The organism is Sphingomonas sp. ABOLH (assembly GCF_003951715.1).
In the GTDB taxonomy this organism is placed as follows: domain Bacteria; phylum Pseudomonadota; class Alphaproteobacteria; order Sphingomonadales; family Sphingomonadaceae; genus Sphingomonas; species Sphingomonas hankookensis_A.
Map to the genome: position 1 here is coordinate 47247 of NZ_QQWV01000020.1, position 16267 is coordinate 63513.

General features: G+C 63.5%; 22 protein-coding genes and 1 pseudogene. 8 read left to right on the forward strand and 15 right to left on the reverse strand.

All coding sequences use genetic code 11. From position 1 onward, the window contains the following. Positions 1 to 24: 24 nt before the first annotated feature. The 5 genes from CA237_RS11080 to CA237_RS11100 form a co-directional block, all read right to left on the reverse strand. Positions 25 to 423, reverse strand: a complete 399-nt coding sequence (locus tag CA237_RS11080; RefSeq protein ID WP_062126553.1) for a VOC family protein — start codon at positions 421 to 423, stop codon at positions 25 to 27. 52 nt (positions 424 to 475) lie between these two features. Beyond that, a complete protein-coding gene (locus tag CA237_RS11085; RefSeq protein WP_017980840.1) occupies positions 476 to 1585 on the reverse strand; it encodes an S-(hydroxymethyl)glutathione dehydrogenase/class III alcohol dehydrogenase in 1110 nt (369 codons plus the stop codon). Between the two features lie 341 nt (positions 1586 to 1926). Continuing rightward, a complete protein-coding gene (locus CA237_RS11090; RefSeq protein WP_020486678.1) occupies positions 1927 to 3138 on the reverse strand; it encodes a glutathione-independent formaldehyde dehydrogenase in 1212 nt (403 codons plus the stop codon). Between the two features lie 231 nt (positions 3139 to 3369). After that, the gene (locus CA237_RS11095) at positions 3370 to 4290 is read right to left on the reverse strand and encodes a LysR family transcriptional regulator (RefSeq protein ID WP_062126550.1); all 921 of its coding nucleotides are present in this window, start codon (positions 4288 to 4290) and stop codon (positions 3370 to 3372) included. Positions 4291 to 4616: 326 nt separating this feature from the next. After that, positions 4617 to 4907: a metal/formaldehyde-sensitive transcriptional repressor gene (locus CA237_RS11100; RefSeq protein WP_062126547.1), complete on the reverse strand. Its 291-nt coding sequence runs from the start codon at positions 4905 to 4907 to the stop codon at positions 4617 to 4619. A gap of 288 nt (positions 4908 to 5195) precedes the next feature. On the opposite strand from CA237_RS11100, the gene CA237_RS11105 reads away from it, so the two are divergent. From CA237_RS11105 to CA237_RS11130, 6 genes are all read left to right on the forward strand, one after another. Continuing rightward, entirely contained in the window at positions 5196 to 6608 is a 1413-nt protein-coding gene (locus tag CA237_RS11105) for a cytochrome ubiquinol oxidase subunit I (RefSeq protein WP_062126544.1), read from the forward strand. A gap of 2 nt (positions 6609 to 6610) precedes the next feature. Beyond that, the gene (gene cydB / locus CA237_RS11110; protein ID WP_062126541.1) at positions 6611 to 7615 is read left to right on the forward strand and encodes a cytochrome d ubiquinol oxidase subunit II; all 1005 of its coding nucleotides are present in this window, start codon (positions 6611 to 6613) and stop codon (positions 7613 to 7615) included. Continuing rightward, positions 7615 to 7731, forward strand: coding sequence for a DUF2474 domain-containing protein (locus CA237_RS11115; protein ID WP_082824896.1), 117 nt, complete (start codon positions 7615 to 7617; stop codon positions 7729 to 7731). Before cydB ends, CA237_RS11115 begins: the two co-directional genes overlap by 1 nt. A gap of 67 nt (positions 7732 to 7798) precedes the next feature. Then, positions 7799 to 8695: a bestrophin family protein gene (locus tag CA237_RS11120; protein WP_062126538.1), complete on the forward strand. Its 897-nt coding sequence runs from the start codon at positions 7799 to 7801 to the stop codon at positions 8693 to 8695. 127 nt (positions 8696 to 8822) lie between these two features. Next, the gene (locus CA237_RS11125) at positions 8823 to 9086 is read left to right on the forward strand and encodes a DksA/TraR family C4-type zinc finger protein (RefSeq protein WP_024310576.1); all 264 of its coding nucleotides are present in this window, start codon (positions 8823 to 8825) and stop codon (positions 9084 to 9086) included. Positions 9087 to 9509: 423 nt separating this feature from the next. Next, on the forward strand, positions 9510 to 9740 hold the full coding sequence (locus CA237_RS11130; protein ID WP_205499247.1) for a WGR domain-containing protein: 231 nt from the start codon (positions 9510 to 9512) through the stop codon (positions 9738 to 9740). On the opposite strand, the gene CA237_RS11135 is transcribed toward CA237_RS11130, so the two are convergent. The 3 genes from CA237_RS11135 to CA237_RS11145 are packed head-to-tail and all read right to left on the reverse strand — an operon-like array spanning position 9735 to position 11141. After that, on the reverse strand, positions 9735 to 10175 hold the full coding sequence (locus CA237_RS11135; RefSeq protein ID WP_062126531.1) for a hypothetical protein: 441 nt from the start codon (positions 10173 to 10175) through the stop codon (positions 9735 to 9737). The genes CA237_RS11130 and CA237_RS11135 overlap by 6 nt on opposite strands. Then, positions 10172 to 10948, reverse strand: a complete 777-nt coding sequence (locus CA237_RS11140; RefSeq protein ID WP_063113157.1) for an energy transducer TonB — start codon at positions 10946 to 10948, stop codon at positions 10172 to 10174. Before CA237_RS11140 ends, CA237_RS11135 begins: the two co-directional genes overlap by 4 nt. Further along, a complete protein-coding gene (locus tag CA237_RS11145; protein WP_062126525.1) occupies positions 10926 to 11141 on the reverse strand; it encodes a hypothetical protein in 216 nt (71 codons plus the stop codon). Before CA237_RS11145 ends, CA237_RS11140 begins: the two co-directional genes overlap by 23 nt. A 125-nt stretch (positions 11142 to 11266) precedes the next feature. Between CA237_RS11145 and CA237_RS11150 the strand changes: the two are divergent. Continuing rightward, a pseudogene (locus CA237_RS11150) lies at positions 11267 to 11719 on the forward strand (transposase); the annotation flags it as partial. 39 nt (positions 11720 to 11758) lie between these two features. Further along, positions 11759 to 12190, forward strand: a complete 432-nt coding sequence (locus tag CA237_RS11155; protein WP_010409159.1) for a response regulator — start codon at positions 11759 to 11761, stop codon at positions 12188 to 12190. Here the strand turns inward: CA237_RS11155 and CA237_RS11160 are convergent. From CA237_RS11160 to CA237_RS11190, 7 genes are all read right to left on the reverse strand, one after another. Then, positions 12175 to 12579 carry a hypothetical protein gene (locus CA237_RS11160; protein ID WP_010409157.1) on the reverse strand — a complete coding sequence of 135 codons (405 nt, stop codon included), beginning with the start codon at positions 12577 to 12579 and terminating at the stop codon, positions 12175 to 12177. The genes CA237_RS11155 and CA237_RS11160 overlap by 16 nt on opposite strands. Positions 12580 to 12675: 96 nt before the next feature. Beyond that, positions 12676 to 13167: a hypothetical protein gene (locus tag CA237_RS11165; RefSeq protein ID WP_010409155.1), complete on the reverse strand. Its 492-nt coding sequence runs from the start codon at positions 13165 to 13167 to the stop codon at positions 12676 to 12678. Continuing rightward, the gene (locus CA237_RS11170) at positions 13164 to 13661 is read right to left on the reverse strand and encodes a hypothetical protein (RefSeq protein WP_010409153.1); all 498 of its coding nucleotides are present in this window, start codon (positions 13659 to 13661) and stop codon (positions 13164 to 13166) included. The genes CA237_RS11165 and CA237_RS11170 overlap by 4 nt, the downstream gene beginning before the upstream one ends. After that, positions 13658 to 14812, reverse strand: coding sequence for a nuclease-related domain-containing protein (locus tag CA237_RS11175; RefSeq protein WP_010409151.1), 1155 nt, complete (start codon positions 14810 to 14812; stop codon positions 13658 to 13660). Before CA237_RS11175 ends, CA237_RS11170 begins: the two co-directional genes overlap by 4 nt. After that, positions 14809 to 15666, reverse strand: a complete 858-nt coding sequence (locus tag CA237_RS11180) for a CsgG/HfaB family protein (protein ID WP_010409149.1) — start codon at positions 15664 to 15666, stop codon at positions 14809 to 14811. The genes CA237_RS11175 and CA237_RS11180 overlap by 4 nt, the downstream gene beginning before the upstream one ends. Continuing rightward, complete coding sequence (locus CA237_RS11185; RefSeq protein ID WP_010409148.1) at positions 15659 to 15988, reverse strand: hypothetical protein; 330 nt, start codon at positions 15986 to 15988, stop codon at positions 15659 to 15661. The genes CA237_RS11180 and CA237_RS11185 overlap by 8 nt, the downstream gene beginning before the upstream one ends. Before the next feature lie 26 nt (positions 15989 to 16014). Beyond that, positions 16015 to 16224, reverse strand: a complete 210-nt coding sequence (locus CA237_RS11190) for a hypothetical protein (protein ID WP_010409146.1) — start codon at positions 16222 to 16224, stop codon at positions 16015 to 16017. Between the last annotated feature and the right edge of the window lie 43 nt (positions 16225 to 16267).

Below are 16267 nucleotides of genomic sequence, written 5' to 3' on the forward strand. Positions count from 1 at the left end.
GGGTATCGCCCTCACCTTCCGGCTTCAGATGAAGGTGTACGAGCAGACCTTGTTGCCCGCCGGATCACGCAGATAGGCCGCATAGGCACCCGGCAGATGGCCACGCGGGCCGGGCTGGCCCTCGTCGGTGCCACCGGCCGCGAGGCCGGCCGCGTGGAAAGCGTCCACTTCGGCGGGCGTCGCGGCGGCAAAGCCAACCGTCACGCCGTTGCTGGAGGGCGCTTCGCCATTGCCGGGACGGGCAATGATGAAGGCGGGCTTGTCGCGACCGTACAGCACCCAGCCATTGCCGAAGGGGCCGAGGTTCTTGACGCCCAGGGCGCCCAGAGCGGCGTCATAGAACGCCGACGACTGCTCGACGTCGGCAGCGCCGATGAAGACGTGCGAGAACACGCCGTTGCCGGAGATAACGGGGTCAGCCATGATATTCTTCCTTGAGGTTAGTGTTTGAAACTAAACGGCGTAATCTGTCGGATCAGTAGTGGATCACGGTGCGGATCGACTTGCCTTCGTGCATCAGGTCGAACGCCTCGTTGATCTCATCGAGACCCATGGTGTGGGTGACGAAGGGCGCCAGATCGATCTCGCCCTTCATGGCGTCCTCGACCATGCCGGGAAGCTGGGTGCGCCCCTTGACGCCGCCAAAGGCCGACCCCTTCCAGACGCGGCCCGTGACGAGCTGGAACGGACGGGTGGAGATTTCCTGGCCCGCGCCGGCAACGCCGATGACGATCGACTGGCCCCAGCCACGATGCGCGGATTCCAGCGCGGCCCGCATGACATGGACGTTGCCGATGCACTCGAACGTGTGGTCGATGCCCCATCCGGTCATCTCGATCAGCACTTGCTGGATCGGCTTGTCATAGTCCTTGGGGTTGATGCAGTCGGTCGCGCCGAACTGACGTGCCAGCTCGAACTTCGTCGGGTTGGTGTCGATCGCGATGATGCGGCCTGCCTTGGCCTGACGCGCGCCCTGGATCGCGGCGAGACCGATGCCGCCCAGACCGAACACGGCAACCGAGTCACCCGGCTGCACCTTGGCGGTGTTGTGGACCGCGCCGATGCCGGTGGTGACGCCGCAGCCCAGAAGGCAGACATGCTCGGGGTTCGCTTCCGGGTTGATCTTGGCGAGCGAGACTTCGGCGACGACGGTGTATTCGCTGAACGTCGAGCAGCCCATGTAGTGATAGAGGGGCTGGCCGTTGTAGGAGAAGCGCGTGGTGCCATCAGGCATCAGGCCCTTGCCCTGCGTTTCGCGGACCGCGACGCACAGGTTGGTCTTGCCGGACAGACAGAACTCGCACTTGCCGCACTCGGCGGTGTAGAGCGGAATGACGTGATCGCCCGGCTTGACGCTGGTGACGCCCTCGCCGACCTCGACGACGATGCCCGCGCCCTCGTGACCGAGAACGACCGGGAAAATGCCCTCCGGATCGTTGCCGGACAGCGTGAAAGCGTCGGTGTGGCATACCCCGGTATGCGTGACCTTGATGAGCACTTCGCCTTTCTGGGGCGGTGCGACATCGATCTCGACGATTTCGAGCGGCTTGCCTGCCTCGAAGGCTACGGCGGCGCGAGATTTCATTTTGATTTCCCTCGTTGGTTGAATCGGACCGCCGGTTGTGAAGCCCGGCGAAGCGCGACTCTCGGACAAACACATACTGGCGGGAGTATGTCTAATATACTCCTAGCCAGTATGCAAGAGGGATATCGACTGAGGGATGGAGGCGCCTGACAGGACGTCATGGCTTGGGAAAGCGCAGCGCGATCGTTGATGCTGCGTTTCCGGAAAGGGGCGGCTTGCCGATCCGGGGGGGAGTTAGATCGACAAGCCGGAAGGGGGTGTTCGTGCGGAAAGCAGTCCGCCCCCTACGACTCAGAATATCCCCCGGTCATGACCGGGGGATATTCCGGGTTAGAAGAAGATCAGGCCGCTACGGAGCCGTGCGGATCGATGACGTACTTGAACGCCGATCCGTCATCGAACTCCTTGTAGGCCGCCGGCGCATCCTCCAGCTTGATGATCTTCGTGTTCATCATCGGGGTCAGATAGGGCATCCGATCGTTCAGGATCGCCCGCATGAGGGCGTGGTTGTAATTCGCCGTCGGCGACTGGCCTGCCGACATCCGCGGCGACTTGATCCAGCCACTGGCCCAATCGACTTCCATGCTGCCCTTCTTGTTGTCCCTATTCTTGGAGATCGGATTGGGGCAGTAAACGCCGACCGTGCTGGTCATCCCACCGAAGCGGACATATTTCAGCAGCGCGTTGGTGACGGCGTTCTCGACGATCTGGTCGGACTCCGCCCCGAACCCGCGACAGTCGAGGCCCACATAGTCGATGACGCGATCGGCCTCGCGCTTGCCGGTGATCCGTTCCAGATGATCCTCGATCGGAATGCCGTCCGACAGGTTGATGGTCTCGACGCCGTGCGGCTTGAGCAGATCGAGCCGCTCCTGAATGAAGTCGGCGACGATGATGGCGCCGGCACCGAGGAGCTTCGCGCAGGCTGCGCCCGCGCGACCGACAGGCCCCGCGCCGAAGATCAGCACGTTCTCGCCGACGATATACGCAGGCTGCGCCGGCCAGTCGGGCGCGGCGAACCCGTGGAACGCGGTCGGCAGCACGTCCGAAAGCAGCGTCAGATCACGGATCTTCGCCATGGCCGCGTCCTTGTCGGGGAAGGCCAGCAGATTGAAGTCTGCATAGGGCACGAACAGGTAATCCCCCTGACCGCCGGTCCATCCGCCCAGGTTGAAGCCGTAGGCGCCGCAATCGACTTCGGGGTTGGTGTGCTCGCACACGTCCGAGCGCATGTGCTTGCAGTTGTAGCAGCGTCCGCAGCCGACGTTGAAGGGAACGGACACGATATCGCCGACCTTGATATATTCGACGTCGGAGCCGACCTCGATCACCTCGCCGGTCATCTCGTGGCCCATCGTCATCCCCTTGGGGACTTCGAACGAACCGCGGTAGATGTGAAGGTCGCTGCCGCAGATGTTGGTGGTGACGATCTTGAGAATGGCGCCGTGGGGGGCTTTCTTGCCCTGCGGCGTAATCAGCTCCGGGAATTTGAAGGTGTTGACCTTCATCTCCATCGGCTTCTCGAATGTGACGATCCTGTTTCCGGTAGCCATCGAATTATCTCCTAGCTCTCGTCCGCCACCCCTCAATAATGTTGAAGTTTCTACCGGACGCGCCAAAGGAGCTGCGCTGAATTAAATCAACACAATACGCCTTTGGCGATCCAGACCTCTTCATTATCGTCCATGCAGAATGGCTTTGGCTGCATGTGACAGCAAACTCGAAGTTTCTATCTTGAGATAGGAAATTCCTATGAGCGTTTTTCGCACCGCAACATTGCCGGTTCAGCCCTTTCGAGGCTGAAATTGGCGATGCAATGCAAGGATTTCCTGCAAAGGAGACACGACTTTGGGAGTGTGGACCAGCTCAAGAAGGGCTGCCGAGGGCGGCGACTTTGCCTCCCCCTTGACGCTGACGAATCCAACATCTGCGTGCGCGCCCGCACCCGTCAGTGCTGAAGCCTGAAGGTTTGGAATGTGGGCGAGGCGGGTCGCAAGCGATTGGGGCAAGACTGCCGCGTAACGCCCTGTGGCCAGATGCGCCGCCAGAATGTCGATCGTGTCCGTGTTGATCGTCGCGGCCGAGCAGTGCGCGAGCTGCAACTGTGCCTCGCTGGGGAGCGCGCCTGCCAGAATGCAAAGCGGCAGGCTCACGACATGATCCCACGCGACTCGCTTGGGCTGCGGCTCTTTGCTCATCTGGAACAGGGTCGTATGTTCCCGGTAGAGATGATGGGTCTCGAACTCGTCCTTCGGAACCTCGCCGAGATAGGTCAGCGCCATGTCCATTTCGTGATCCAGCAAGGATCTCAACAGCGAAGCAGTGCCACTCGCCGTCACGGTTTGCCCCAGCAAGGGGATTTGATCCGCAAGAGCGGCGCTGACGATCGCGCCGACAGCCGAAGTGCCTGATACCATGCCCAAGCGGAACAGGCCCTCCAGCCCTCGCTTGAGGGCCGACAGGTCACTCTCCAGCCCGTCACAGTCCCGTTCGATCTTCTTGGCCCAGGCGAGCACTGTCCCGCCTTCCAATGTGAGACCGTCATATCGCCGGCCATGCCGCACGATCTCGACGCCCAGATCTTCCTCTAGCTGCTTGATCCCCGCCGAAAGCGTCGGCTGCGACACGTTGCAGCTCTTGGCGGCCCGCCCGAAGTGACCCTCGCGATCGAGCGCTATGAGATATTCGAAATTCTTGACGATCATATGCTATCCCATCTGCCTGCGGCATCCGGCGCAGCGACAATTCGCAATTGCGCTCGACTCGCTCGGGCATGGCGGCGGCAATCCTGCACTGAGACCCTTGGAAGATAGATCGGTCAGGATGCGGCGGCGTGTTGAAGCTGAATCATCAATCCAAGACACGGAACCGGAAAAATATATATCCGCCTCTTCGGACGATCTATGAAAACGCCAACCCACAAATCGTACCAAGCGAAGATTGGTCGTATCTTCATTATTACCACCACATTACCGATACATACGCATCAGATATCCAGATAATTACCTATACGGGATGATCTTGGCCGCGCTCATTTGAGATATGTTCTCAATATCTTCATGACCCCCTCCATGTCATTATCGTAAGAGTCACCGTCCTGCCCCCCAATCGCCTTGCTTGAGGGTCCGAACGTCTCTTTAAGATGGCTCTCCATCACCTCCGCCATCAATCCGTTGGTCGCTCCCCGCATTGCCACGATCTGTTGGAGCAGGGGTGCGCAGTCCGTACCTGCCTCGATCGCCCTTTCCAGCGCTTCCGCCTGCCCTTTGATACGGCGAAGGCGTGTGATGGCCCGCTTCTTGTCCTCTGGTGAATGTGGCATCGCGCTTTCCTGAAAGATCACCACTACATACTATACAGGGGGGGAGTTTCAAGCCGCTTGTGAATTAAGGGTCGCGGCTCGTCGACGGCCTCTGCCGATTCATAGCTGCAACGGCCCGCTTTCCCCCTCCAAACATCAGGAGCTGATCTATGGTTCCCTGCCCCCTTGATACTGGTGGGGAGTATGGTATTAAAGTGCGCAAGGCTGTTCCACCTTTCGCCGAGCACGCGCCGCAGCACCACAACGCTGGTCGCAGTTGAGGAGGCCGAAAGTCAGGGAGAAAATCTGGTGCTTGCGAATCTCGATCCGGTAATCCTGGCGCGCGCGCAATTCGCGTTCACGGTCTCCTTCCACTTCATTTTTCCGGCCTTCTCCATCGGCACGGCAAGCTACCTGATGGTGCTTGAAGGGTTGTGGCTGAAAACGGGGAGCGGCGTTTACGCCAACCTCTACCGCTATTGGCTCAAGATCTTCGCCGTAGCCTTCGGCATGGGCGTGGTCTCGGGCGTGGTCATGTCCTATCAGTTTGGGACGAACTGGTCGGTCTTCTCGGCCAAAGCCGGCCCCGTCATCGGCCCGTTGATGGCCTATGAGGTTCTCACCGCGTTCTTCCTTGAGGCGGGCTTCCTCGGTGTCATGCTGTTCGGAATCAACAAGGTGGGCAAAGGGCCGCACTTTTTCGCGACCTGCATGGTCGCCGTCGGGACGCTCATCTCGGCGACCTGGATCATTTCCGTGAATAGCTGGATGCAGACGCCGGCAGGCTATGCGATCAATGCCAAGGGCCAGTTCGTGCCCGCAGGTTCGTGGCTTCCGATCATCTTCAACGCGAGCTTTCCATACCGCCTCGTTCACACGGTCATCGGGGCCTATCTGACGACGGCGATGGTCGTCGGTGCGGTCGGGGGATGGCACCTTCTGCGCGACCGCGCGAATCCCGGCGCGCGCAAGATGTTCTCGATGGCGATGTGGATGGCGGCGCTCGTCGCTCCGATCCAGATTCTCGCGGGCGATCAGCACGGCCTCAACACGCTGGAGCATCAGCCGGCGAAGGTTCTCGCGATGGAAGGTCATTATGAGGCCAGCCCCGACGGCGCTTCGCTCATCCTTTTCGGCCTCCCGAGCAACAAGGATGCGGTGGTCCACGGCAAGGTCGAAATCCCCTATCTGGGATCGCTTATCCTCAAGCACGATCCCAAAGCGCCCCTCCCCGGCCTCAACGACTTCCCGCGCGATCGCTGGCCGCCCACGCCGATCGTCTTCTGGTCGTTTCGGATCATGGTGGCGATGGGCCTCGCCATGCTGGGGCTGGGACTTTGGAGCCTGCTCGCCCGCTGGCGCGGCAAGCTCTATGACTGGCACTGGCTTCACCGCGCCGCTGTCGCGCTTGGTCCGTCAGGTTTCGTCGCGGTCATAGCAGGATGGGTCACGACGGAGGTTGGGCGACAGCCCTTCACCGTTTACGGCCTGCTGCGAACCGCAGAGTCCCATTCCCCCTTGGCCGCACCCGCCGTCGCGGCGTCCCTCGTCGCTTTCATCCTCGTCTATTTCGGCGCCTTCGGGGCCGGCACCTATTATCTGCTCCGGATGATGGCAAAGCCGCCCGCAGCCGGTGAGCCGGAACCGTCCAAGGTGCCGCAACGCGCGGCGGGCATTACGCCGGCGAGCGGCGTCGTGGCATCGACCGGACGGGAGGCATGAACATGGAGCACCTCGATCTCACCATAATCTGGGCCGGTATCATCGGTTTTGCTGTCTTCGCCTATGTCGTGATGGACGGGTTCGATCTGGGGATCGGCATCCTCTTCCCGAGCCTTTCGGTCGGAGGGGAGCGCGATCAGGCGATGAACTCGATCGCGCCGGTCTGGGATGGCAACGAAACATGGCTGGTGCTGGGCGGAGGCGGTCTCTTCGCGGCCTTTCCCCTTGCCTACGCCATCATCCTTCCCGCGACCTACCCGCTCATCATCGCGATGTTGCTCGGTCTCGTGTTCCGCGGGGTGGCATTCGAGTTTCGTTGGCGAGATCCACGCCATCGTCCCTTCTGGGATGTCGCCTTCAGCTTTGGGTCCGTTCTCGCGGCGTTCTCGCAGGGGATCACGCTGGGCGCGATCCTGCAAGGCGTGCGGGTCGAGGCCGATGCCTATGCCGGGGGATGGCTGGATTGGCTGAGCGCGTTCAGCCTCTTGACCGGCGCGGCAGTCGTAATCGGATATGCGCTTCTCGGCGCGGCCTGGCTGGTCTGGAAAACCGAAGGGCCGGGCCAGGAACGCGCCCGTCGACTGGCATTTTGGCTCGGCGGTGCGACGCTACTCGCGCTTTTCGCCGTCAGTGCGGCGACGCCGTTCCTGACCTATGACTATTGGCGACGCTGGTTTGCGATGCCCGGCGTGCTTCTCACCGCGCAGGTTCCTCTGCTGGTGGCAATCTGCGCTGCAACCTTCTTCTGGAGTCTGAAGCGCGGCGCGGAGCGTCTGCCCTTCATTATGGCGCTTGGCCTGTTCTTTCTCGGTTTCGTTGGGCTGGGGATCAGCATCTATCCCTATGTCGTTCCCCGCGCCGTCACGATCTGGGATGCAGCCGCTCCCCCGCAAAGCCAGCTCTTCATGCTGGCGGGTGCGGCCATCATCATTCCGATCATTCTCGGCTATACCGCGTGGGCCTATTGGGTGTTCCGCGGTAAGGTCGGCGCCCACGGCTATCACTGATGGATGAGCAAAAACCGCTCGGTCGACGGCTCGCCTGGATGGTCTTAATCTGGGCGGCCAGCGTTTTGGCGCTGGGGGCTGTCGCGCAGGTCATTCGCCTCATCCTCAAACCCTGACGGCAGCTCGTTTCGACGAGCTGCCGAGGGAAATGCCGGCAAACAGGCGAAGGACATTCCACGGACCATGATCGTTCGATCGCAACCGAGCTTCCAAGATATCATTTTCACCGTGCATGGCTCGATCTTGCCGCGCATCGCGCGGAGGCTGGCGGCGATAGCGATCGTCAGTGTGATCGCCATCCTGGCCGCCCAAGCCCATCCCGGCATTTTCGCGCGTATCTCGACGATCCCTTTCACCCTGATCGGCATCGCGCTCTCGATCTTCATGAGCTTTCGCAACAATGCCTGCTATGCGCGATGGTGGGAGGGGCGGCAGCTATGGGGCGAGCTGATTATCTCGGCCCGTTCGTTCGCGCGCGAGACATCGCTTCTCCCTGACGAGGATCGGCGAGCGTTGCTCCACAGCATATGTGGCTTTGCCTGCGGCCTCACCGCACGCCTTCGCGGCGAGGACGAAATCGCCGCTATTGCGCCGTGGGTCGAAATCGGCCCGGCGACAAAGAGCCCGAACGTCACCAACCTCGTGCTCGATCGTATGGGGCGTAGGCTGCTCCACCTGAAGCAGACTGGCGTCATTACGCCGATTCACTATGCCGTCGTGGCAGAAGACATGCGATCCTTCGGCAAGGTTCAGGGCGCTTGCGAGCGGATATCCACGACGCCCGTGCCGTTCGCATATTCTCTGCTGCTTCATCGCACCGCAATTATCTTTTGCGTGATGCTTCCCTTCGCGCTCGCAGGATCACTCGACTGGTGGACGCTCCTGCCGGTGCTCCTTACCGCCTATACCTTTTTCGGCCTCGACGCGCTGGGACACGAGCTGGAAGACCCGTTCGGCGTCGAGCCCAACTGTCTGCCGCTTTATGCGATGAAGCGGACAATCGAGCGGGATATGTTGTCGCTGCTTGGCGAAGAAGATCTACCCGCTCCACTGGAACCCCATAAATCCGTCCTGAGCTAAATTTGCGCACTCCTTGATACTGGCAGGGAGTACCCTATATTCGGGTGCTGTGCTGGATAGTCGCGTGCTTGGCCCATGCGCCCCCGACTATCTGACCCCCAAGGTCAAAATCGAGGAGCTTGCGGCGATGGCAAATGGATGGGCACCCGATAGTGCGGTGCAGGACCAGATTGATGCAACGATCATGGACGCGGTTTTCGCCGCCCGATCGCGTCTGCCTTCCGGCGAGGGTAGCACCGACTGCGAGGTGTGCGGCGACGAAATCCCCGCGAAACGCCGCACGGCCATACCCGGCGTAAGAACCTGTGTCGCCTGTCAAAGCGAACGCGATAAGCGCCCCACCTTCACCGGCATCAATCGCCGGGGCAGCAAGGACAGCCAGTTGCGCTGATGACGAATGGAGGGCGGCCAAGGCCAAGAATCCGGTGTATTGTACGACGGAGCTGAAGGCCGCCCAATAGCGAGGCCGAACCTCAGTCGCAGCAGCCGCGCTTGAAATGCCGGATCAGGAACCAAACGGCGCCGGCCAGGATGGCGACGATGACGATGCCCTGAACCATGTGCCGCCCTCCGTTCGCGCAGCTTCATCGATCTTCTAGCAGGCTTCGCCATCTCGGTCATGGGCAAGCCGATCGGGCGGTGTTCAACGGCTGAACACGGTGTATCGAAATCTGCACCACGGGCGCGCTGATCGCTTTTGTGAATCACCGCCCCCGCACTGATTCAGGAATGTCGCCGGACTTCGCGGGCCTGATTTTGTAGGCTTTGCGCCATGAATGGCGCAGCTCTCCCGCTTTGTGATCCGATCGAGCTGGTGGCGCTTGACCCGGCCCGCAACGTCCGGCGCGGCTACAGCATCACCGCGAGCCTCGACCTGTTCGGCATGATCTTGGTGGAAACCCGCTGGGGCCGGATCGGCGCGCGCGGTCAGGCCCGTTCCCACGCCTTCGCCGATCGCGAGGCGGCCGAGCGCCATATCGCCGCGACCTTGCGCCGGCGCAACTCGGCCGAGAACCGGATCGGCGTCGCCTATCGGCCGCTATAGGGCGGACCCGGCCCCGCTCGCGTGATTTCCGCGCAGCCGCGCCCCATAGAGGGTATTCGGGCCGAGATGGATGCCGAGCGCATCGAGCAGGCCTGCGCAGCGGGCGACGGCCGCGATCAGCAGCGGATCGGCCGGGATGGCGCGGCCGTGGCTGGTGATACGCTGTTCCTGCGCGAGCCACGTCAGCAGCAGCATTTCGCCCTCGCCGACGAGGCGGGAACCGGGCGGCAGCACGGTGATGCCGTGGCGGGCCGCCACGCGGCGCAGCTCGGCGAAGAACAGCGCTTGCGACTTCGCGGCCTGGCGCGACGGCTCCGAGGCGCGGGCATCTTCATCGGCATGGAAATGCTGTTCGTCGCCGCGCAGCATGGCGAGGGCGCGGCGTTCGAGCGCGGGGCGGCGACGCAGCGCGATCGGGGAGAAGGGCGCGCTCAACGTAATAGGAACTCCACAGGCACTACCAGCTCGATTTCGTCGGGCCGTTCGGGCGGAATCTTGGGGAGCGGATCAGCGCGGCGCAGCGTGTCGAGCGCGGCCTGATCGAGCGCCGGGAAGCCGGAACTCCGCACCAGCGACGAGGATAGCACATGGCCGTCGCGGTTCATCCGGAACCGGATATAGGCGACGCCTTGCTGGCGGGCGCTCTTCGCCGCGCCGGGATAGCGCTGGTATTTCTGCAAGCGGGCGAGAACGCGGCCCTCCCACGTATCGGGCGCGTTGCTCGATACCTGCGGCGCGGGGGGCGCCGGCGCCGTCTTGGGCGCGGCGGTTTCCGGTTGCGGGGGCGTCGGATCGACGGGCTTCACCGCTGGCGCGGGTGGGGGCGGCGCGATCGTCGGGACCGGGATGATCGGACGCTCGACCGGCACGACCTTTTGCGGCGTGGGCTGGCGCTGGTGCTTCTCGACCGGCTTGGGCGCCTCTTTCGGTTTGGGCGGCGTCTCGGGCGGCGAGGCGAGCGGAAGCAGGCTCACCACCAGCGGCGCCGAGGGCGGCGGCGGGTTGAAATGATGCTCGAACGTCAGGAGCAGGCCGGCGAAGGCCACGGCAAAGACCAGGCATGTGCCGAGAAAGCCGAATATCTTGTGTTCGGGCGGCGGGGCATAGGGATGCCGCTCGACCGGGAGCGGCAGCACGATCGGCAGCGTTTCGGCATCGTCGCGCGCCTGGCGCGCGTCGTCGCCGTCAGGGCGCATGGTGGCGAGCATGTTGCGGCCTCCCTGTCGGTCGCAGGACGTGGCGCGCGATCACCAGCAGCGGGATCGCCAGCGCCGCCCACGACAGGCACCACCAGATGCCGCCTTCGCCGAACAGCGCCGAGAGCAAGCCGAACAGGGTCAGCGCCGCGAGGGCGATCGGCCACGACCATTGACGGCGAAAGGTGGAGCGATGCCGTTTCATCACTCGGCCGCCTCTAGCCCGGCTTATTCATCGGGTTCGGTCAGAAGGGTTGGCGGGAGTGGTTTAAGCGATTGCTTTGATGTAGGAAAATGGGTGTCTAGGCCATTCCTGCAGCGAGGCAATTTATGCCACGGACCACACCCGCCGGGAGCGATGATAGCGCGCCGGGATTTTCGTTTCCAGCGATCGGGCGCAAGAAGATCACAGCCGCGTTCGACGGAGGTCGGCTCACCTCGGATGGCGGTGTTCTGCTGCTGGCACAGGCCGAGCGCGCGATGGGGCTTTGCCGGCGGCTTGCGGCTTGCATTGCCGATCCGCGCGATCCTGCGCGGGTGATCCATCGCCTTGATGACATACTGCGTGCCCGCGTGTTCGCGATCGCGTGCGGCTACGAGGACGCCGATGATCTCGACGCTCTGCGTGACGATCCGGGCTTCCGCCTGGCGCTGGGCAAGCTGCCGGGATCGGGCGCGGGGCTGGCCAGCCAACCAACGATGAGCCGGTGGGAAAATGCGCCGACCACACGCGAGTTGGCCAGGATGATGTCCGCGATGATCGACATCTACTGCGCCAGTTACGATTGCAAGCGCCTACAGATACAGGCGGTTGTAGAGGTGATGAACACTTCGACCGTACCTTTCGCGCTCGCGGTCGATGACGTCCCGATCATCCTGATGGACATGACGCTGATCCTGGAGGACGCCGGCTTTCGCTGTCATGAGGCGATGGACGGCGATACCGCGATCGTGCTGCTGGAGGAGCAGGCCGACAACACCATCCTGCTGTTCTCCGATGTCGAGATGCCGGGATCGATCAACGGCTTTGCGCTGGCGCGTCATGTCGCACAGCACTGGCCCTGGATCGAGATCGTGATCGCCAGCGGCAATATCCGTCCCAATCCGGGTGACATGCCCGAGAAGGCGACGTTCATCCCGAAGCCCTTCTCGGCTGCGATCGTCCACGAGCACCTCCGCAGGACGCTGCCTGACGGCAAGAAGCCCGCGCCGCTGAAGAATGCGGTGACGACGCCGGTTCAGCCGGGAGCCTGAGCCACCCCTGCCGAGGCGAGCAACTGCGCGTCGGTCGCGTCGCGGTTGTCGATCCACCATTTGGCGTCCGCGATGCCGAGCAGCGCCGCGCCGGTTTCGACGCTATCGAGAGGTTGATCCTTGCGCAGCAAGGCGATCCGTTTCGCGCGAATGGTCGTTGCCCAGCTGACCTGTCGTTCCGAGCCGTTGAGCGGCGCCAGCGACAGATGGGCAACGGCTTGTTGCGAGGCCGCGGCGTCGCGCTCGTTCTCTTCCTGGCGCTGCTTGCGGTAGCACGCGCCGCAGACCGTCGTGCGCAGCCAGGTGGCCTTGCGCTCCTGCTGCGACGCGAACCCGGCAATGAAATGGGTTTGCTCATGGCCGCAGGTGTGGGTGATGCGATGGTCCATGACGTTCAGCCTGTCATATGGGCCGGATTTGTTCCAGCGGGATTGAGTCGAGCCGTTCGGTTCCGGCGACCGATGCTCGCGGCATGAAGATGGCGATCACGACCCGAGTGGGCTGCTCATCACCAGCACGGTCGCGCGCGCGATCGGCGCCGGCGCTACGCCGGCTCTGAAGGGGGCGACCGCCCCCCACCGCAGCGACTTGGCGACGGGGCGATAGCTGACCGGATGGATGCCATCCCGGCTCGGTTGCGCCCGCAGCGGGATGACGGTGTCGCCGAAACGTGCCGCGATCGACGTGACAATGGATGACGCGCGCAGGTCGTAGGGGGCAAGCCAGGCCACCTTGACGGCGGTGGTTCGCCGCCTGAGCGCAAGAAGGTTGGTTGGGAGCGCCGGACTGGCGGCATCGTTCGACCCGAGTGCGATGAGGGCGACGGTGGCGGCCGAAGCGCCCCTCACCCGCCGCTCGATCTCGGCCGAACCGGCACCCACGCGCGCATGAACCTCGCAGCGTATGCCCTGTGCTGCCAATGCCTGCGCCGTGCCGACCGCGGTGCTGTCGCCCAGGATCAGGCAGAAGGGAATCATGGCCGACCAGCCTGATGGGCAAGCGGTTTTCGTGGAGTGGTCATGTCGCCGTAGGCAAGTAGCCCGAAGATGGCGACAGCACAGCCGGCGATGCCGAACGCTGCGCGTGCCAGCCCGATCAGCCGCGCCTTGCGACCCTTGCGAAGGTGGTTCCACCCTCGATCGAGCGAGGTACGCCAGGACAGCCAGCCATCGCCGATATCGCTCGCGCCGAACATCGCGATGGGGATCGCGACGGCCAGCATGATATGCCGGATGTCGGCGCGGGCGATCACGATGGCGAGAAAGGTCGCGACCAGAATGAACAGCGCGATGGCGTTGATGACGCTGTAGAGCGGGCGCAGCCGAAAGATCCGACGCGAGGGCGCAGCGAGGTAGCGCACGATCGGACGGCGGCAGGTGTCGCAGACCAGCATGTGCTGCCCCAGCGGCCAGCGGCGCATCGCCTCATGGCAATACGGGCATTCGGGCCGGGGCAGGCTGATCATATTCATGCGACGTGGCCGACCCTGATCGCATCGGGAAGTGCAGCCCGGATCACGTCGGCGACGTCGGGCACGCAGATCCAGTTGGAGAATCTCGGGTTCCAGATCGCCTTGCCCTTGCACAACGCGGAAAGAACCTCCCTGCCGATCTCATCGTCGCGCGCGGCCCTGAATGCGATGCGGCCATCTGGCAGTGTCCGCTCGACGATCCCGGCGCATACCTCGATAGGTGCGCCCGCCTTGACGGGAACCGCCTTGGCAGGGGGCGATACCTCCAAAACGGTGCATTCAACCGCTACCGATGTGGAGGGACTTTGCGCCGGATGAACAGTGACAGGCTCTGCCTCGACGTACGGCGGCAATTCCGGCACAGACGCGGCCTGGACGATGGGCATGTTGATCGGCCCAGACGGGTCGCCGGTATGAGACGTATCGGCGGCGTCCGTGCTGTCAGGAACGATGCCGAGGCGGGTATAGATATCGCCCTCCTGGACATGGTCGGCGATGAGCTGGTCGGCGATCTCGACCATCTGCGCGGCGGTGACGCCGGTCGAAAACATTCGTCCCAGGGGCGATGACCCGCCGAACGGCACCCAGGCTTTGTAAAGGTTGTCGCATTTGTAGATCGGCTCGTCGCTGCCGATTTTGGAACGGTCGATCATCGCGGTGGGCGGAACGGACACGAATACGCCGACCTCCGCGAACGCCCTGTCATGCCCTTTTCGCTTCAGCCACGCCTGCAGCACCTTGCGTTGTCGTTTGGCCTGTTCGACCGGATTGGGGATGTTCTGCGGCTGACGTTGCGAGCGATACCAGACCATCCATTCGCCATGCTCGTTCTTCGAGATCCGGCCAGAGTAGTTCTTGGATTCGAAGATCGAGGCGGTGCGCGACGCCCGCGACAGCAGGATATGATCGAACTGCGCGAACCCGCCCTGCCCGTCCGGCAGGCGCAGATCGTGGATAAGCAGGTTGCGGTCGTTGTCAGGCCCGAATTGGTGATCGAGCATATAGGCGGTCTCGCGCTCGCCCCGCATCCCCTGGCGATGGTTCCGCACCGTCGATCGCACGCGCTCGGGGAGAGCCGCGAACTCGTCGGACGCCATCACTTCGTCGGCAAATGCGATCTCGGCCGCGCGGGTCGATTTCTTGCGGATCATCGTTTCGGCGTTCCCGGATTTGGCTGCGGCAGCGGTTGAACCGCCTGCGCCGGTAGCGGCGCGGAGGCGGGAGGCACCATTGCGGGCGGCTTGGCCGGCACCAGCCTCGCCTCGAGCCGTGGCCGTGCATCCTCGATCAGCTTGCGGAACGCATCGAGCGTCGCCAGCGTGGTGATCTTGCCGATGTCGGTCGAGGCGTAGCTTCCACCGAGCGCACCCACGCCAAGGCCGAGCAACAGCCCACCGCCCACGACGCCGATATCCTTCTTGCGCGCCGACCCGCTGGCGACCGCTTCCTGGATGCCGGTGTTCACGTCGACCAGCGTCATCAGCACCTGGCTTTCGAGTGTCTTCGACTTGAGCCCGACCGCCCCGCCGAACACACCGCCGACCCCGCCCCCGCTCTCACGCGACTTGGCGTCGGAATAGACCACCTTCACCTCGATCAGATAATCCGCCTTGGTGACAGGCCGGGTTGTGGCAGTCCCGCCATTGATCGCGCGTTCGCGTTCGAGCGCGCTGAACGCCTCGCCGCGATCGGCGACGCGGAAGCAATTGGATCGCGCGATCATCAGCTTGACCAGTGGCAGCGCGTCGACGCGCGCGGTCGAACCGCCGTTCTGCATCTCCGCCATGCGCATGAGCGCCTGCAGTTGCGGCGACAGGCCATCGGCCGGGTTGGCGGCCTTCTCCTCAACCAGCGCGGCAACGCCGAGCGGCACCTGGCATTGCGGCACGGCGGTCGTCTCGTCGACGCCGGTGCCGCCCTGCCCCAGCTTCTGGGCGTGGGCCATTGAAGGTGTGACGGCCGCGAGCGCGGCCGTCACGACGAGCATGCGGGTGCGATCAAGCACCGGCGCCCGCCTTCTTCGCATGCGCTGCGGGATCGCAGATCCCGGCACGCTCCTCGTCCGCCGCAACTTTCTTCGCGGCTTCGTCACAGTCCTTGCAGTCGGGACAGTCCGCGCAGTCCTTGCATTTGCCGTTGTGAAGCGCGTGCGCGCGATAGCGCGCCTTCTTCGCCTCGACCTCGCGCGCGGCATCGGTGCCGGCATGACTTCCGGCGAAGCTCGCCATCGCGAGCAGGACCGGCGCCGACGACTGCGCGCTGGCGGCCGACGGCAAGGCCACGGAGAGGGCGGCAAGCCCCAGCGCGGCGATCATCTTCAGTTTCATCGTGTGTACTCCTTCCCTGGCCGTTTTCAGAAGAAACCGTTGCGTCGGCCGTCGCGACGGTCATCGTGGCGGGCGCTGCTGTCGCCCAGCGCCGAGCGCCGGACCTCCAGCTCAACCCCGTCCCCCTTGCGGCGAATGCGGACATCCTGCGGGGCGATGTTGTTGCGCTTCGCCCAGCGGTCTGCGTCGGCATCCGAGCCGAACTCGCCCATTTCCTCGAAATCCCAGTTGCTCATGTCTCCTGTCCCGGTTGATCGCCGTGCCGGCGCGCGGGGGCCG

Excerpts from the sequence above, each read along its gene's own strand:
- CA237_RS11080 (WP_062126553.1), bottom strand. The coding sequence starts at position 423 with ATGGCTGACCCCGTTATCTCCGGCAACGGCGTGTTCTCGCACGTCTTC.
- CA237_RS11085 (WP_017980840.1), bottom strand. The coding sequence starts at position 1,585 with ATGAAATCTCGCGCCGCCGTAGCCTTCGAGGCAGGCAAGCCGCTCGAA.
- CA237_RS11090 (WP_020486678.1), bottom strand. The coding sequence starts at position 3,138 with ATGGCTACCGGAAACAGGATCGTCACATTCGAGAAGCCGATGGAGATG.
- CA237_RS11095 (WP_062126550.1), bottom strand. The coding sequence starts at position 4,290 with ATGATCGTCAAGAATTTCGAATATCTCATAGCGCTCGATCGCGAGGGT.
- CA237_RS11100 (WP_062126547.1), bottom strand. The coding sequence starts at position 4,907 with ATGCCACATTCACCAGAGGACAAGAAGCGGGCCATCACACGCCTTCGC.
- cydB (WP_062126541.1), top strand. The coding sequence starts at position 6,611 with ATGGAGCACCTCGATCTCACCATAATCTGGGCCGGTATCATCGGTTTT.
- CA237_RS11115 (WP_082824896.1), top strand. The coding sequence starts at position 7,615 with ATGGATGAGCAAAAACCGCTCGGTCGACGGCTCGCCTGGATGGTCTTA.
- CA237_RS11120 (WP_062126538.1), top strand. The coding sequence starts at position 7,799 with ATGATCGTTCGATCGCAACCGAGCTTCCAAGATATCATTTTCACCGTG.
- CA237_RS11125 (WP_024310576.1), top strand. The coding sequence starts at position 8,823 with ATGGCAAATGGATGGGCACCCGATAGTGCGGTGCAGGACCAGATTGAT.
- CA237_RS11140 (WP_063113157.1), bottom strand. The coding sequence starts at position 10,948 with ATGCTCGCCACCATGCGCCCTGACGGCGACGACGCGCGCCAGGCGCGC.
- CA237_RS11145 (WP_062126525.1), bottom strand. The coding sequence starts at position 11,141 with ATGAAACGGCATCGCTCCACCTTTCGCCGTCAATGGTCGTGGCCGATC.
- CA237_RS11155 (WP_010409159.1), top strand. The coding sequence starts at position 11,759 with ATGAACACTTCGACCGTACCTTTCGCGCTCGCGGTCGATGACGTCCCG.
- CA237_RS11160 (WP_010409157.1), bottom strand. The coding sequence starts at position 12,579 with ATGGACCATCGCATCACCCACACCTGCGGCCATGAGCAAACCCATTTC.
- CA237_RS11165 (WP_010409155.1), bottom strand. The coding sequence starts at position 13,167 with ATGATTCCCTTCTGCCTGATCCTGGGCGACAGCACCGCGGTCGGCACG.
- CA237_RS11170 (WP_010409153.1), bottom strand. The coding sequence starts at position 13,661 with ATGAATATGATCAGCCTGCCCCGGCCCGAATGCCCGTATTGCCATGAG.
- CA237_RS11175 (WP_010409151.1), bottom strand. The coding sequence starts at position 14,812 with ATGATCCGCAAGAAATCGACCCGCGCGGCCGAGATCGCATTTGCCGAC.
- CA237_RS11185 (WP_010409148.1), bottom strand. The coding sequence starts at position 15,988 with ATGAAACTGAAGATGATCGCCGCGCTGGGGCTTGCCGCCCTCTCCGTG.
- CA237_RS11190 (WP_010409146.1), bottom strand. The coding sequence starts at position 16,224 with ATGAGCAACTGGGATTTCGAGGAAATGGGCGAGTTCGGCTCGGATGCC.